We start from the raw sequence: 14,719 nt of genomic DNA on the forward strand, positions 1-14,719 counted from the left end.
GCGGAATTTATCAACGACGCATAAAGTCAACTCATTGCCCTGCAGCGATGAACGAGTTGTATATGCCAAGGCGCGACTGGGTGCCTTGCTTACCCTATGAGGAAATTCTGATGAATGTGATAAAGAAAACCGTCACAGCCCTGACGTTGGGTGTTGCGTTGGCCGCATCGATGAGCGCGTGGGCCGCGCAAGATCGCTGGACGTTTGACGGCGATATTCACAACAACTCGCTGGCCGTCAGCCCTGATGAAACGACGGCGGTGGTCTCTTACAGTCAGCGTCCAGATGTAGTGGTTTATGATTTGAAAACCGGTAAGGTTCGCCAGGTTCTCACCGGCTACGTCACGCCGCGAAATATTGTGTTTTCGCCAACTGGCGATGTGTTCTACCTCTCCGACAGCAGTTTGGGGGTCGTGCGCAAGATTGACACCAAGACTTTAAAAGTGATCGCAGATATTCCGTTGGGCGCAGGTGCTTTTGGTACCACACTCAGCAAGGACGGAAGCCTGCTCTACGTCAACAATGAAGCGGCCAGCACGCTGTCGGTCATTGACCTTGATCACCAGCGGCCAGTAGCTGTGGTACCTGGCTTCTCCCAACCGCGCCAGGGCATCCGAGTAAGTCCTGACGGCAAAACCGTCTATGTCACCAACTTTCTTGGGGACAAAATTACCTTGGTCGACAGCAAGACCAATACGATTGAAGGTGAGATCACTGGCTTCAACAAGTTGCGCGCCATCTCCATATCGGCGGACGGCAATACGCTGTACGCGGCTAACAGCGGCAGTAACAGCATCGCAGTTGTCGACACTCAAAAACGCGCCATCACAACCACCGTCATTGTTGGCAAAGACCCCTACGGCGCAGCCCTCACTCCAGACGGGCTGCACGTCTACTCGGGTAACCTCGGTGACAACAGCCTTTCAGTGATCGACACCAAAACGCTGAAAGTGACCACCACTGTGACCGGTTTGAAGGCACCCCGCCAGGCCATTGTCTTCACCAAAGACAAGTCGAAGGCGTATGTCCTCAATGAGGACTTGAGTATCTCCACAGTCGATCTCGCCAGCAACAAGGTGGTGTCGACGCTCAAGGCCGACTGATTGAACAGCGCAGGCCTTCATGGGGGCCTGCTGATACTCCACGACCAAGTGAATAATAATGAGTGAAAATGATGAGTCCTGGATGATGGATCGCCGTCGCTCATTGAGATGAGCCAATGATGCTTGACCGTGAGCGTCGCTTTGCTCAATTGAGGAAGGCACAGGGTCCGGGGGGGGGGAGAGCCCAGCATTCCAGCAAAAAATGATATCGGGACGTTTTTTCTATGGAGTCGAATTAACCTGTTTGTGGCTCGTCTATTGTCTGATCGCTTGCCGTTTCAGAGGCAGGTGGGTCTTCTAAAAATTAAAAATGACCAAAGGAAATACATATGTTCAAAAAGATGATTCTCACCGTCGCTGTTGCCGCCAGCTGCATGTCGGGTTTGGCGCTCGCCGATGCGCCAGTCAAGCTTGCTGAAACGGACAAGGGAAAAGTACTCGTAGACGCAAAAGGTATGACTCTTTATACCTTCGGTAAGGACACCTCGGGCAAGTCGGTCTGCAATGGGCCATGCGCTTCAAACTGGCCACCTCTACCGGTATCCGCAGACGCGAAAGCGGGTCATGATTACTCTGTCATCACTCGAGACGATGGCACAAAACAATGGGCATACAAAGGCATGCCACTTTACAGCTGGGTCAAAGATACCAAGCCAGGGGATACAACCGGTGACGGCGTCAACCAAGTCTGGCACGTTGCCAAGCCGTAACGTCAAATAATTAATAGGCTGGCTTACGCCACTGGCTTTGTCAGTGGCGCAAACCAGAAGAATACACACCTGATATTTTCGCCAACATACAGCCGCCGCGCCTCATAAATCTTTGATGGATCATTTCAACGAAAAATGGGGCCGAGGTACGGTACACCTTGGACGTATTCCCGTAACGCCAGCCTGAGGATTTCGTTTGGCCGGGAGTCTGTGACGATGCGCATGGTGGTTCCATCCAGCCGCTAGTGGACCGATATTCTGAGGCAACGCCAATTAGAACGGTAGGGCATCGTAAATATGCGGGCGAAGGTCTGCTTATGGCCGAAAGCTGCCGTTAATAAGCCGACCAACAGGCGTCGCTTTGTTGGTTGGTGCGCATGGCTTACAACTCAAACAAGGGTATGGTTTTGGGCGTATCAAATCGGCCCGCACAGCGCTACCTTCAGCATCTAACAAACGTACGCTGAGGAGTCGAAACAGTGGAGACTGAACGAGGTGTTGAGGAACGGAACGGTCGATGGTCGATCGTTGCCGGACGTGCTGTATGCACTGGCTGCATGGAAAGCCAAGCGCTGGAAGACTGCGAAAGCCCCTTTCTACATGCCGACACCTGTCCAGCCAGCGATGTGGAAGGTCATCATCCATGGGCAGCGTTGCACCACATCCTTGGCAGTGCGCGTGGGTGAGCTGCCGCTTAGGCCTCGATCACTTCAATTAATACTTCACTTTATAGGTGGGTGAATCCTCCGGCCGGTTCTCCCGCCGATCGTAGATCTTGGTCGTGCTGATGTTGGCATGACCCAGCCAGGCCTGGACCTTGGCGATATCGGCTTCATGCTCCAAGGCGTTGGTGGCTGCCGTTGCTCGGAGTCCATGAACCCCAAGGCCGTCGACCTCAATCCCGGCCTTTTTCGCGTAGGCCGTGACGACGGCATAGATGCCGTTTGCCGTGATACCGGCGCCGGTCAATTTACCTCGCAGCGGCATGAACAGTGGCACCTTCCGTTCGGCCAGATGATGCTCTGAGTTTTCCAGGTACTGATGAATACGCCCGGCTGCGATCGGGTGCAACGGGAGGTATCGCACCTTGCCGCCCTTGCCGTGAACCTTCAGATGCTGAATACCGCGGCGCTCCTGAATGTCGCTCACCTGCAGCAGCGCCGCTTCTTCACGGCGCAGTCCGTGATAGAGAAGAACAGCCAATAGCGCCCGGTCGCGCTGCCCTTTAAGTGTTGTTTCATCCGGCGCCTCGAGCAGCGCCTTCGCCTGGTGGTCACCCAACGCCGGCGTCTTGCCTTCATTGCTTTCTATCCTGGGACGTTTTACCCCATGCACTGGATTGCCGCCGGCGATCGCATTGTTCTCCAGGAGGTGATCAAAGAGGCTGGCCAGCGCGGCCAATTTGCGCCGGATCGTGGCTCCGGCCAAACCGCGATGCTCGAGGTGGGCTCGCCAGGCTAAAACATGCGATCGGGTCACGACCCGAAATTCATCGGCCGAAGCCAAGCCGATAAAACTACAGAAGTCTTCCAGGTCGTTTTGGTAAGCACGTCGTGTTCGAGGGTTGTCCAGGTTGGCAAACCACTCGACCGCGGCTGGAACCTTGGCCAGCGTCTGAAATTCGACCGCCGTGAGCCGACGCTGATCATTCGTATGGTTTTTCGTCAGTTCCTGCATATCGTTCTCATCATTGGCTATCCTGCAATCGCTCTCAAAGCTTTCGGTCACAAAATCATCGCTATATCAGTCCGCCGTTGCTAAAACCGATAAACGGCAATAAGTGGTGATAACCTATTTTATCACCCCTTTATCGAAAATGGCCCGAGATGCTTTTTTTCCAACGAATGGCTGCTGCCAATGGACAAACCCAGTCATTACCTGCCAGCCGCTGAATCTCGAATTGCTAACCCACACATAACTGCTACGATCATTTTTCATCATAAAAGGGACTGCCGAAATGTCAGCTAGAGTTCAGGTAATTGAATTTGTAGAAGAAGGAGAGAATCCAGATGGATTGTTTTCGAAAGCGGATTGGACTTTGAGACTACCTGAGAAGATTCAAGGCGATGATGTACGGAGGATTGAATATGTTGTAGTTCGTGATGAACATGGTGGCGCTGAACTTTACGGTGTCACAGGATGGGTACGCACGGTTGAAACTAAAAGCGTGAAGAGCAAATGGACTTTGCAGCTGGGTATCAACGCCTGTTTACACAAACCCGATTTCGAAATTTTGATGAAGGACTATGCCAGCGGCCAAGACCTAACACCTACATTCGTCAAAAGATTGAAAGATCTATTATTAGAAGGTACTCAAGCTCCACCGCGTCCATATTTTGAAGGAGTGTTGAGAAGCTCCATGTCGTTGAGCGAAGCGAAGCTGGCGGTGTCAAAATTTTATAGAGTTGAACTGGAGCAGGTTCAAATTAGCATAATCGGCTAAATGATGGCCTCCTACTGCCCACAAAAGGCGGTTTCGATAACCCAGTTGCATCAATGTAGGGTTTTCTAAGGCGCGTTCCTTCTCAAGCAGGCAATGTTTCTCCTTTGAGTACAAGCCCTCATCGGAGTCATTATGCGTTTGTATCTGTGCGAGAAGCCCAGCCAGGGTAAAGACATCGCCGCCGTACTCGGGGCCAAGACTCGAGGTGACGGCTGCATCAAGGGCAATGGTGTGGCCGTGACCTGGGGAATTGGGCACTTGCTGGAAACGGCTCCACCGGATGCCTATGGCGATCACCTGAAAAACTGGAGCCTGGACACACTTCCAATCCTGCCTGCTGAATGGAAAGTGCTCGTAAAGCCGAAAACCTCCAGTCAGTTCAAGATCGTCAAGCAGCTTCTCAAGCAGGCTACCGAGCTCGTCATTGCGACAGACGCTGACCGCGAGGGGGAGATGATCGCGCGCGAACTGATCGAGTATTGTGGGTACCGCGGACCGATTCAAAGGCTATGGCTGTCTGCGCTCAATGAAGCATCCATCCGCCAGGCGCTCAACACCGTCAAACAAGGCTCTGAAACCTACCCGTTGTATCTCTCGGCGCTCGCTCGGTCCAGAGCGGACTGGCTCATCGGTATGAATTTTTCGCGGCTATTCACCTTGCTTGGCCGACAAGCAGGGTACAACGGTGTGCTCTCGGTGGGCCGTGTTCAAACGCCGACCCTTCGCCTGGTGGTCGACCGCGACCGGGAGATCTCAAACTTCATACCCAAACCGTTCTGGAGTGTCGAGGTTCAGCTCTGGACGGCAGGACAATCGTTCCTGGCGAAATGGGTCGCAGACGAGTACGTGGTAGATGAGGAAGGCCGTTGCCTTGATCAAGCCGCTGCAGCTGCAGCACTGGCCGCGCTGAAAAATAGTCAGGCTGCAACAACTGTTTCTGTTGATACAAAGCGTGGCAAGGATCCAGCTCCGCTCCCGTTCGATCTGAGCACCCTGCAGGAGGTGTGCTCTGCAAAGTTTGGGATGGGTGTGCAAGAGACGCTGGACGTAGCACAGTCACTTTACGAAACTCACAAGGCGACGACCTACCCAAGGACCGATTGCGGGTATCTGCCGGAGAGCATGTTCGATGAAGTGCCGATGGTCCTCGATGCTCTGAACCGAACTGATCCATCCATCGGCAAGACGCTGCAACTGATCGACCCGGAACAACGTTCCCGGGCATGGAATGACAAAAAAATCACTGGTCCCCACCACGGGATAATCCCCACGCTTGAACCTGCAAACCTTTCAGCAATGTCTGAGAAGGAACGCAAGGTCTATGAATTGATCCGCGCCCACTTCCTTGCGCAGTTCCTGCCTACCCATGAGTACGACCGGACCGTGGCCACCTTCGAATGCCATGCAGTTCTACTGCAAGCAGTGGGCAAGCGAATCGTGGTCCCAGGCTGGAAGGTTCTTTTTTCTGCATCGTCCGAAGAAGAGGCTGATGACAGTGGCGGCCGCTCTCAGATCCTGCCAGTGCTGCAAATTGGCACTCGGTGTGACGTTCAGGACCTGCATCTCAAATCGCTGAAAACCGAGCCGCCCAAGGCTTACACCGAAGGTACATTGATCAAAGCGATGAAAACCATTGCCAAGCTGGTGAAGGATCCACGACTGGCTCAAAAGCTCAAGGAAACCACCGGGATTGGTACTGAAGCAACTCGCGCAGGCACGATTCAGGGCTTGATAGACCGAGGGTCACTCATCAAGAAAGGTAGCGCGCTGCGAGCAACTGAAGCAGCATTCTCGCTAATTGATGCGGTCCCTCCTGCTGTGGCCGATCCCGGCACAACTGCGATATGGGAGCAAGCGCTTACGATGATCGAGCAAGGCACGCTGACGCTCGATGATTTTATCGCCAGACAATCGAGCTGGATCACCAGGCTCGTCGAACAATACAAAGGCACCACCTTGTCGATCAAAGTGCCCGAAGGTCCCAAGTGCCCTTTGTGCAGTGCGAAAACCTCGCAGCGTAAAGGATCCTCAGGCGTTTTCTGGGCGTGTTCCCGCTACCCCGAATGCAAAGGTACGGTGAACATTGGTACAGGGAAGAAAAAATCACCTGGCAAGTCAGCCAAGCCCCGAGCCGCTAATGTCAAGAGCAGCTGAGAGGCTGGTGATAGCGGGGTTACAAATGATGTGCCACAATGGGGCTATTACCAGTTCCACCCCGCTGGTCACTGACGGTCATCAGTGACACCCTGGAGAAGTCGGCCTTGCCTTCATTCTCCTCCCCCAAAGTACGCAAAGCATCGGGAGGGGCGTACAGATCTTGTTGTGAATTCTCCCTGTGTCTCCCTGTTCAGTAGCAGACACGCAGCCGTCTAACTCGTGAAAGCGGGTTCATAGGCACACAGAGTTCACAGAAGGTTCGATGCATAGTCGTCTCAGGGCCGCACTGGTGTTGCGGTCCACTTTTTTTTAAAAACGCTTCCGACTCTCTCGGCAGGTAACCTGGTCATCTCGCAACGCTGGATGACCAGGTTACCTTCCGAGGTAGCCACTTTTCGCTGCCGGCGCCCACCGGTGAAAAAACGGGTTCCCTTTGTGCGCGAATGCGTGCCTTTTGATAACTGGCCCAAGCCACGACAACGGGCCGGGTGATGTCGATGTAGCAATGCGTGCGATCAATGCCCAGGGATCCTCGCTGAGCTAGCGCTCACAGGTGGCAAACTTTACAAGTTGTTGCAAAGTACACATCGGCTGAGAGCTAGCGTCTTCAATGAGATAGCTCTCAGCACGATTCCCAGTGAGTCAGCGTTAGAACAACATTGTTTCTCCAGCCAGATAAAGCGTCTGTTCGCGTGAAATTCATCCAACAGGTTGTTCTTTCGCGTGAATAAAACAAGCTCTAATTACGCCTCGCTTTTGCGGGGCTGAGTCAGTAAGGAACGCTGTATTTTGCGTTCATCAATATTAGGAATTAACATGAGTGTGCTGAAGGGAGTGCTTGACTGGATGATCACTAAACTTGCGTCTAAGCAGTCTCCAGTAAGACCAGAAACAGTTGAGAACCAAGCGGCTCAGGCAGCCTTAGAACTCGCTGCGATTCTGAGAGTTGGGGGAGCCTTGGAGCATGATGAGATCCCGATGATCACACGTCGACTGCAGTCCGTGATTGATGCGACAAATGCCGTGGTTGCTGCCTGCGAACCAAGTCAAGCAGAAGGAAGATACTGTCGTAGAGAGCTCTGAAACAAGCATCTCACGCTGGTCGTGGCCAAACCCGACAGCTCGTGCTTGACAAGCCTTCAAAGAATTCACATTCTCAAGACATGTACCGCTGACGTTGTCAGCAACATGCCCGGGTAGTCAGGATCTCACGACTACGATGCGTCCCACGCATTGATCCCGCCCAAAGTTCGCAAAGCTTCCGGAGGCGCGTACGATCGGTATTGGTTACCGATGGATGCATATTTCACATCGCCCGCAACGCTGCACTCGGCTTGGCTGAGTCATGTCACACAACTCACCTGCCCTCGGGGAATACTTTCCCCTAGGGACAAGTGTCTCCGTTTTCTACTATTTGAACGGAGACTGACCATGTCGAATCGCACGGCTATGCACTCAGCATCTCAGAATGCTGAAATCACGAAACGCGTTGATATGCTTTATGGCGAGGCATGCCGTCAATTTCCGACATACGAAACAATGGTCTTTGAGCATTTCTGCTCTCAGATGATTGAGACTTTCGGCGATGACGAACTGGCGCTTGAAGCAGCAGATGCGTTTAGCTATGCACGCTTGGACTATGATTATCTTTCCCCGTCAGAAATCAAGGCGGCAAGGGAAGCTAATCGAAGCCATGGAATCTGCAGTCACGGCCTTACTGAAGACACCTGCCCATGCGGTTGTTTTGAGTTCACTGGGCCAGAGGTTTATGAGCACTATGGACCTGAAGATTGTGACCTTACTGATGCTGAAGTCTTTGAAATAAGTGATCCAGCCCTCGCGATGAGTGATGAGGAATGGGAGCTTATGAATGAACAATGGCGTCAACAAGAAATGTTATACGCAAGAAGACCTATCCGTAACTTCCTCAAAGCTTTGTGGATTAAGGCGTTGAAGTTATCAACTATTCGTCGAAGGTAGTCTGGATCTCACGACTACGATGCGTTCTACGCATTGATCCAACCTAAAGTTCGCAAAGCTTCCGGAGGCGCGAACGATCGGTGTTTCAAACGCCGATGGATGCACATTAAACGCGTCACTCACCCAGCGGGGAATCACTCCCCTCTCGGGCGGTGTTCTCCGTAATTTTCCCTGGAGAAACATCATGAGTACAGCAAGCTTTCGTTTTGGCGTTATGGTTGGTACAGCATTGCGTGAATGCATCCGTGCAGTCACTCATAAGCCTAATCCTGAACCAGTGCAAGTCGCACCACAGCAAGTCAGGACAATGCCTGAACCTGTGATGTCCAACGAACAGTGGGAACAATACCGCCTGCCGGCATTGGCTCGATGCAAACACGTCGATCTTGCTGGCTGGTATGATCACCACATGCAAGAAATTCAAGCCAAACCCGTAAAGAAACCCCGGAAATCTCGCGCATCGAAGGCGCTTGAAACATCCCAAAAGCAGGATGCTGAACCACCAGTCAAGGCCCCTGTCATGGGTCCTTTGGACCAGCTCATTGCCTAATACTCCCCACCCTTGGCAAGCCCCTCATGTATTGAGGGGCTTTTTTCATTTGGAGGGTTGACAAACTAATCGCCCTTAAAGGATTCTAAAGCCATGTACTGCTGACGTTGTCAGCAACATGCCCGAGGTAGTCTGGATTTCATGACTACGATGCGTTTTTCGCATTAATCCAACCCCCAGTTCGCAAAGCATTCGGAAGCGCGAACGGTTGACCAGTTTATCTGGTTGATGGATGCACAATGATTCTCTCACCCCATCGGGACCTTTCCCGTAGGGTTGGTCTCGTGCCCAGCAGGAGACCTTCATGAAAAGCAGTATTGCGCTGTACCAAGCATTGATTTCAATCGATGTTCCGGAAGACCGCGCCGCTGCAGTCGTCGATGCTCTGGAGTCGGATATGCAAACGCAACTCGCGACAAAAGCCGACATCGACACTCTCGAGTCTAGACTCGAACTGAAACTCACCATTCGTATGGCCGTCATGCTGACTGCTGCTGTAGGCGTTATGCTTACTGCGTTCAGATTCATGCATTGATTGTCGTAAAATTTCGCTTTACCACCCATGCGGGGAATACCTTCCCCCTGGGCGAAGTGTATCTCCGCTTTGAACACTCAAAACTGGAGATACATCATGAGCAATTCTACCAACGAAACCAAATACTTCGACCTGCACACCGTCGGCATTGGCTATCTCAACCGCATTCGTGAAGTGAAGCCTCGTAAGGGCGCTCCTTTCATGGCTGTGACAGTAGCTGCCCTCAAAGGCACATCTGAGAAACCTGAGTACGCCTACATCGACTGCAACGTGGTTGGTGCTGAAGCTGACAAGCTGATTCGCCGTTGCCAGGAAGCTGTTGCTGCCGAGAAGAAGGTTCTTGTCTCTTTCCGGATCGGCGATATCTGGGCTGATGTTTTTACTTACAGCAGTGGTGCTAAGCAGGGCCAAGCAGGTGTCAGCCTCAAAGGCCGTCTCTTGTACCTTGCCTGGATCAAAGTTGAAGGTGAATACGTCTATCAGGCTCCGCAGAAAGAAGAAGCACCTGCCTCTTCTGAAAGTTCAGAGTCCGAAGCTACCCCAGTCGTTCAATCCGAGGCGTCTGCCTCCAGCGAACCAACTGACGTGGCTACTCCAGCTGCTACTCCCCCTAAGCCAACACGAGCAAAACCAGCTCGCGCAGGACGAGGAGAGAAACAAGCCGCTTGATAGATTTTTACAACCTCAAGGCGCCCTGCAGGCGCCTTTTCTTTTCTCCACAAAGTAGGTAACGACTTCATGAAATTCGCTATCGCTACACTCGTGCTTACAGTGCTAAGCATATTTTTTCTGGAATTTGGACAACAGCTCTCCGCTCAACTACTGACACAGATCGGCGCAGGAGGACTGGTCGCCACTTTTCTTGCAATGGCAGGTATGGTGATCACTTCTTGACACTAAACCTTCTACTTTACCCTTAAGGCCCCCACCCTTAAGGGACCGGGGCCCTTATATTGGAGCTCCTATGGACAGTAATACTAATAGACTTACCTTGCGACTTGAGCTCGCTTTGCTGATCTCAAAAGCACACACTCAAGATAGTATCTATCAACAGGTTTTGAACAAAGATACGCCGCCGGATCGCTTTTCCAGTTTGTATTGGGAGGATGTCCTGGACAAGCTCGAAGACTTGGCCCTATTGGACCACGTTGAGAATTTCACACCGGACCACAGCTCGTATATTGAAGATGCTGCACTCCTCAGGTCTTACTGGACTCTTCGGGAATGGTGCGGGATAGATATATATCCTGATAGCCCATCCGCTGTAACAGAAAGACTCTAACCAAACGTTCTCAAGAACGAAAACCAACCTGACCGGGTAATTCACCACCCGGTCGGGCCAGGTGGTTACCCGCACCTGGAGAACTACTATGTCCACCGCCATAAACCACTTGCCATCCACTTTGCTGAAATTGCCAGTTGTGCTGACGCCTTCCGCATGGAATGAATCTGTTCACCTGGAAGCCCCATCACATATTGCAGAAGTCGGCACTCGCCTAGGCGACGTCGTACTCGAAGCGTATCGCGAACTCCACCTGCAACCCGATGAAACCCAGATAGACTTCGGTATCTATCGTTTCCCACCTAACGGTGACCGCTCAGGGCGTGAATGGCTGGAGCTAAAACTCCATCGCATTGATGCACACGGTAATTCGTACCTGTGTATTTCGCTGAGGGATGAAAAGCCGCTCTATCTTTGCTGACCCAGTTAGCAACCTGCAACCACGAACAAGCCCGAATATTCGGGCTTTTTTTTCGGGCTCCCATATTAGTGGCCTGCCCGATAATCCGGAGTAGTCATGATCAACCTGCCCGGCTATTTGGCCATACGCACCATCAGCGGTCGCAACGGCGCTTTCAACGTTGGGCGACTTTCGACGTCCATCGGTGAGTTCGTTATCAAGGACGCGCTGCTGGACCAGTACCACGAGGGCAAATATCGAGGTGATTTTGTTATCACCGAAATTCGTCCCTCCTACTACACAAACGGCGGCAGATTGGTGGTCGAAGTCCGCGCCAGGCTGGACAGCATGTCTTTGGACGATGTGGCCAACCTGAGCGCAGACGAGGCTGAGAGGCTGTCCAACAACGAAACTGACCCACTCGACGAAGAAGCCTCGGGAGGCTCGTCGTCAACCAAACCTCGCCCGACTATTCAAACAACTCCGAGAAGATCAGTTTCTGCTGGAAGTGACGCACCGTTCGGGATGACGAGATCCGAGCCTGAGAAACAGGTCACCGCACATGAGGCTGATGCAGAGCTGTTCGGCACGATCTGGCAGATTGGACCTTCAGTCAAGCTGGACACAACTGTAGACCGTAAGCGTCTGCGGCAACAATGTGTTCGCCTTGGCGAGCTCGGGTATGAGCTTGACTTCAAGCTGCAGATTTGGAATCTCAGCACTTATTGACCTTGCTCAGAACTGAGCGTTTTCTACTTTTACATCCCCTGAGGGCTCCCTCATGGGTGCTCCTCATTACTAACTGAAGGAGCATCACATGCATCCGCTTTTCATAAATATCAAGAAAGCGATCCTGGATATCATTGAGGATCAACTCACCAACAACGAAGAAGCGCCTGACTCAGAAATCTGGAACATTCTGGTCGACGAACTTGACTTGACCGTAGAACAGGCAGACGCGGCCATAGCAATGCGACCGCGCTTCCGATGCGAGATATTCATTGCTGGGCAAAGCCCGTTGTATCAAACAAACACCGTAACCTTCGATCCGCTTGAGAAAAAACTCGTGGCTGCTGAGCCTTTGAGTTTCGATCAGATCTTAGAGATATACACGATGCTGCTGAAGAGTCGACCGGGTTACCGACTCAAACTGGGGGCTCACTGGGCAGCCGGTTTGAATTCAGAGGGTGAGCTGTATTGCACCCATCTAAACCCATGCGACAAAAACGTCATGTTTGAAGTTTACGACTTCGACCGCGATGCATTCGTTGATGGTCGCTGGCAGTACGAGACAGAAGAACAAACTCGGGCGGCAATCTATAAACCCGAATTTATCCGCTAAACACATTGAATCCCGAGGGGCATCACCGCCCCTCAGGGCGGTTCCCCTCCTGTTTTGGAGGACCTAATGCCGAACCGCACTCAACTCTTTCACATCGAAGAATGCCCGGATCTGTACGTCGACGCGTGCGTCTGTGACGAGCAGCGAAACCTGATATTTCTATCAGCCTGGGGCCGCGACACGGCCATGCAGGAGTTTCTGGCCAGACTCACACTCGGTACCACCGAGAACGGCCTGGGCCAGTTCCACATCGTCATGAATGACCAACGCATCCCGGTGTTCCCTGATACGGATCTGTTGGAAAAACGCACCACTCGCCAGCTTCGCGGAACGCTCTTCGGCAGCCTGCTGCACTTATGGCTGTTCGATCAGCGTTGCTCGCAGCCGGATAGAGCAAACCATTCTGCTTACGCGCTCATCAATCAAGCCCAAGACCCGTTCGATAGGTTGTGGCCGCTGATCGTAGACACTTGCCCTCTTCCGTTCCTTCCACATTGGCGTGAGCCGGTGATGGAGGTCCTTACTGCGCACAACATGTTGCACCCGCTACCGGGAGCTATTGGCTCGGTGACAGCCTGGCGTTTGTCGCTGCAGCTGGACGTGCTCGAAAAAGCTCTCGGCGAACTCATTCGCGCAGGGAAACTCACCACTGACGTTACGGCGTAGTTCACGCCCACCAGTCCAAGGATCCAACCATGGCTTTGATGTTCTCACGGCTTGCCCGTAATTTTGCACGCAACGGCTATTACCCGACTGACGAACTGACTCTGGAGCGCACTCTGCAGGCATTGTTGCCGGCGACCTCCGGACGGATGCGGATTCTTGATCCGTGCTCGGGAGAAGGAGTGGCTTTGGCTGAGGTCGCACACCGACTGGAGCGAGACCGAACAGAGACGTATGCAGTTGAGTACGACAAAGAGCGCGCTGATCACTCGAAAACGTTGCTGGACCGAGTGCTGCAGGGTGACTTGATGGACACCATGATCTCTCGACAGTCCTTCGGACTGCTCTGGCTCAACCCTCCTTACGGGGATCTGGTCGCTGATCACTCTGGCGCTTCACAGTACCAGGGTAGCGGCCGCAAAAGGCTGGAGAAGGCATTTTACCAACGGTCATTGCCGTTGCTTCAGTACGGAGGAGTGATGGTATTCATCGTTCCTCACTACGTGCTGGACGACGAGCTGTGTGGCTGGCTCACCAATCACTTTACCGGGCTGCGGATCTGCGCCGCGGTAGACCGGACGTTCAAACAGGTCGTGATATTCGGAATCAGGGTACGGCGTCAGGATCTGGCAAGATCCCGGGAACTGGCGGCGATGCGTGAGTATCTGCGGGCAATCGGATCCGGGGAAGAAGCTGCTGATCTGCTACCCGCCAGTTGGCCATGGGAGCAATACGCTGTCCTACCGATCGCTAATGACTTGGAACACTTCTACCGAATCACTCTTGAACCCGAGCAATTCAGTGAAGAGGTTCTTCGTCTGAGAGGCCTATGGCCTGATTTCACGCTGCACTTTGGCCAGACTGGCGCTCAACCGCGGGCCCCGGTGAAGGCACTTTCACGGTGGCACTTGGCACTGGCACTCGCTGCTGGAGCCATAACTGGTGTAGTGACCTCTCGTTCCGGGCGTGTCCTGGTGCTCAAGGGCGACACTTACAAGGATAAGGTTCCCAAGACCGAATTCACTGAGGACGAGGACGGCAACGTTTTTGAGACTCGGATCTTGACTGATCGTTTTGTGCCCAGAATCCGGGCATGGGACATGACGCCAGGCTCATCCTATCTCGGGTGCGCACTGACCATCAGCTCGGATGCGACAACACCAGCGGCACACGAAACCACCTCAAACACTGAAGCACGTAGCCAGGACGCTTTATTTGAACTGGGCCGTGTGGTGCTCACGCATAGCGTTCAAAGTCTGCTCGAAAACAACTCTCTCGACGTGATGCAGTACCTAAAGCGTCACGCGACGGGCGATTGGGGCGAGATTTCAAACGACGACTGGGACAGCAATCAGCAAGCACTGAGTGCTGAAGGTCGATTGTTTTCAGGGTATGACATCGACGCAGAGGATGAGACCAGACTCTGGATCATTACCGAGTCTGATCGCTCAGCAACAACAGTCATGTTGCCATCTCACTACTAAGAAACTTTACCAAGACCTTTCAATCATCTAACCGCACCTCAGGGTATGAACAATACCCTTGGTGGTGTCG

Annotated in this window: 16 protein-coding genes; 15 read left to right on the forward strand and 1 reads right to left on the reverse strand. The window is 52.8% G+C overall.

What is annotated here, in order from left to right:
• The first annotated feature begins 110 nt into the window (after window positions 1–110).
• Together JOE29_RS17250 and JOE29_RS17255 are read left to right on the forward strand one after the other, a co-directional pair.
• Complete coding sequence (locus tag JOE29_RS17250; RefSeq protein WP_003317529.1) at window positions 111–1,103, forward strand: YncE family protein; 993 nt, start codon at window positions 111–113, stop codon at window positions 1,101–1,103.
• A gap of 329 nt (window positions 1,104–1,432) precedes the next feature.
• Window positions 1,433–1,813 carry a hypothetical protein gene (locus JOE29_RS17255; protein ID WP_003317528.1) on the forward strand — a complete coding sequence of 127 codons (381 nt, stop codon included), beginning with the start codon at window positions 1,433–1,435 and terminating at the stop codon, window positions 1,811–1,813.
• 714 nt (window positions 1,814–2,527) lie between these two features.
• Here the strand turns inward: JOE29_RS17255 and JOE29_RS17260 are convergent.
• Complete coding sequence (locus tag JOE29_RS17260; protein ID WP_003425065.1) at window positions 2,528–3,490, reverse strand: tyrosine-type recombinase/integrase; 963 nt, start codon at window positions 3,488–3,490, stop codon at window positions 2,528–2,530.
• A 280-nt stretch (window positions 3,491–3,770) separates the two neighbouring features.
• On the opposite strand from JOE29_RS17260, the gene JOE29_RS17265 reads away from it, so the two are divergent.
• The 13 genes from JOE29_RS17265 to JOE29_RS17325 all read left to right on the forward strand — a co-directional run bounded on the left by JOE29_RS17265 (window position 3,771) and on the right by JOE29_RS17325 (window position 14,649).
• A complete protein-coding gene (locus JOE29_RS17265; RefSeq protein WP_058444030.1) occupies window positions 3,771–4,256 on the forward strand; it encodes a hypothetical protein in 486 nt (161 codons plus the stop codon).
• Window positions 4,257–4,388: 132 nt separating this feature from the next.
• Entirely contained in the window at window positions 4,389–6,410 is a 2,022-nt protein-coding gene (locus tag JOE29_RS17270; protein ID WP_058444028.1) for a DNA topoisomerase III, read from the forward strand.
• Between the two features lie 819 nt (window positions 6,411–7,229).
• A complete protein-coding gene (locus tag JOE29_RS17275) occupies window positions 7,230–7,496 on the forward strand; it encodes a hypothetical protein (RefSeq protein WP_017699420.1) in 267 nt (88 codons plus the stop codon).
• A gap of 348 nt (window positions 7,497–7,844) precedes the next feature.
• Window positions 7,845–8,393, forward strand: coding sequence for a regulator (locus JOE29_RS17280; RefSeq protein WP_074996487.1), 549 nt, complete (start codon window positions 7,845–7,847; stop codon window positions 8,391–8,393).
• Window positions 8,394–8,577: 184 nt separating this feature from the next.
• A complete protein-coding gene (locus JOE29_RS17285) occupies window positions 8,578–8,943 on the forward strand; it encodes a hypothetical protein (RefSeq protein WP_074294742.1) in 366 nt (121 codons plus the stop codon).
• 304 nt (window positions 8,944–9,247) lie between these two features.
• A complete protein-coding gene (locus tag JOE29_RS17290) occupies window positions 9,248–9,478 on the forward strand; it encodes a hypothetical protein (protein WP_003425076.1) in 231 nt (76 codons plus the stop codon).
• Window positions 9,479–9,574: 96 nt separating this feature from the next.
• On the forward strand, window positions 9,575–10,147 hold the full coding sequence (locus JOE29_RS17295; protein ID WP_004409789.1) for an STY4534 family ICE replication protein: 573 nt from the start codon (window positions 9,575–9,577) through the stop codon (window positions 10,145–10,147).
• 69 nt (window positions 10,148–10,216) lie between these two features.
• Window positions 10,217–10,372 carry a hypothetical protein gene (locus tag JOE29_RS17300; RefSeq protein ID WP_005895444.1) on the forward strand — a complete coding sequence of 52 codons (156 nt, stop codon included), beginning with the start codon at window positions 10,217–10,219 and terminating at the stop codon, window positions 10,370–10,372.
• Window positions 10,373–10,848: 476 nt separating this feature from the next.
• A complete protein-coding gene (locus tag JOE29_RS17305; protein WP_054994224.1) occupies window positions 10,849–11,181 on the forward strand; it encodes a hypothetical protein in 333 nt (110 codons plus the stop codon).
• Between the two features lie 96 nt (window positions 11,182–11,277).
• On the forward strand, window positions 11,278–11,889 hold the full coding sequence (locus JOE29_RS17310) for a DUF3275 family protein (protein WP_058444024.1): 612 nt from the start codon (window positions 11,278–11,280) through the stop codon (window positions 11,887–11,889).
• An 88-nt stretch (window positions 11,890–11,977) separates the two neighbouring features.
• A complete protein-coding gene (locus tag JOE29_RS17315; protein ID WP_044311781.1) occupies window positions 11,978–12,502 on the forward strand; it encodes a hypothetical protein in 525 nt (174 codons plus the stop codon).
• A gap of 66 nt (window positions 12,503–12,568) precedes the next feature.
• Window positions 12,569–13,168: a hypothetical protein gene (locus JOE29_RS17320; protein WP_044311782.1), complete on the forward strand. Its 600-nt coding sequence runs from the start codon at window positions 12,569–12,571 to the stop codon at window positions 13,166–13,168.
• Window positions 13,169–13,197: 29 nt separating this feature from the next.
• Window positions 13,198–14,649, forward strand: coding sequence for a DUF6094 domain-containing protein (locus tag JOE29_RS17325; protein WP_058444022.1), 1,452 nt, complete (start codon window positions 13,198–13,200; stop codon window positions 14,647–14,649).
• Window positions 14,650–14,719: the final 70 nt, after the last annotated feature.

The organism is Pseudomonas sp. PvP009 (assembly GCF_017832995.1).
GTDB classification, from domain to species: Bacteria; Pseudomonadota; Gammaproteobacteria; order Pseudomonadales; family Pseudomonadaceae; genus Aquipseudomonas; species Aquipseudomonas syringae.

Excerpts from the sequence above, each read along its gene's own strand:
- JOE29_RS17260 (WP_003425065.1), bottom strand. The coding sequence starts at position 3,490 with ATGCAGGAACTGACGAAAAACCATACGAATGATCAGCGTCGGCTCACG.
- JOE29_RS17270 (WP_058444028.1), top strand. The coding sequence starts at position 4,389 with ATGCGTTTGTATCTGTGCGAGAAGCCCAGCCAGGGTAAAGACATCGCC.
- JOE29_RS17325 (WP_058444022.1), top strand. The coding sequence starts at position 13,198 with ATGGCTTTGATGTTCTCACGGCTTGCCCGTAATTTTGCACGCAACGGC.
- JOE29_RS17310 (WP_058444024.1), top strand. The coding sequence starts at position 11,278 with ATGATCAACCTGCCCGGCTATTTGGCCATACGCACCATCAGCGGTCGC.
- JOE29_RS17285 (WP_074294742.1), top strand. The coding sequence starts at position 8,578 with ATGAGTACAGCAAGCTTTCGTTTTGGCGTTATGGTTGGTACAGCATTG.
- JOE29_RS17250 (WP_003317529.1), top strand. The coding sequence starts at position 111 with ATGAATGTGATAAAGAAAACCGTCACAGCCCTGACGTTGGGTGTTGCG.
- JOE29_RS17290 (WP_003425076.1), top strand. The coding sequence starts at position 9,248 with ATGAAAAGCAGTATTGCGCTGTACCAAGCATTGATTTCAATCGATGTT.
- JOE29_RS17255 (WP_003317528.1), top strand. The coding sequence starts at position 1,433 with ATGTTCAAAAAGATGATTCTCACCGTCGCTGTTGCCGCCAGCTGCATG.
- JOE29_RS17280 (WP_074996487.1), top strand. The coding sequence starts at position 7,845 with ATGTCGAATCGCACGGCTATGCACTCAGCATCTCAGAATGCTGAAATC.
- JOE29_RS17265 (WP_058444030.1), top strand. The coding sequence starts at position 3,771 with ATGTCAGCTAGAGTTCAGGTAATTGAATTTGTAGAAGAAGGAGAGAAT.
- JOE29_RS17305 (WP_054994224.1), top strand. The coding sequence starts at position 10,849 with ATGTCCACCGCCATAAACCACTTGCCATCCACTTTGCTGAAATTGCCA.
- JOE29_RS17300 (WP_005895444.1), top strand. The coding sequence starts at position 10,217 with ATGAAATTCGCTATCGCTACACTCGTGCTTACAGTGCTAAGCATATTT.
- JOE29_RS17320 (WP_044311782.1), top strand. The coding sequence starts at position 12,569 with ATGCCGAACCGCACTCAACTCTTTCACATCGAAGAATGCCCGGATCTG.
- JOE29_RS17295 (WP_004409789.1), top strand. The coding sequence starts at position 9,575 with ATGAGCAATTCTACCAACGAAACCAAATACTTCGACCTGCACACCGTC.
- JOE29_RS17275 (WP_017699420.1), top strand. The coding sequence starts at position 7,230 with ATGAGTGTGCTGAAGGGAGTGCTTGACTGGATGATCACTAAACTTGCG.
- JOE29_RS17315 (WP_044311781.1), top strand. The coding sequence starts at position 11,978 with ATGCATCCGCTTTTCATAAATATCAAGAAAGCGATCCTGGATATCATT.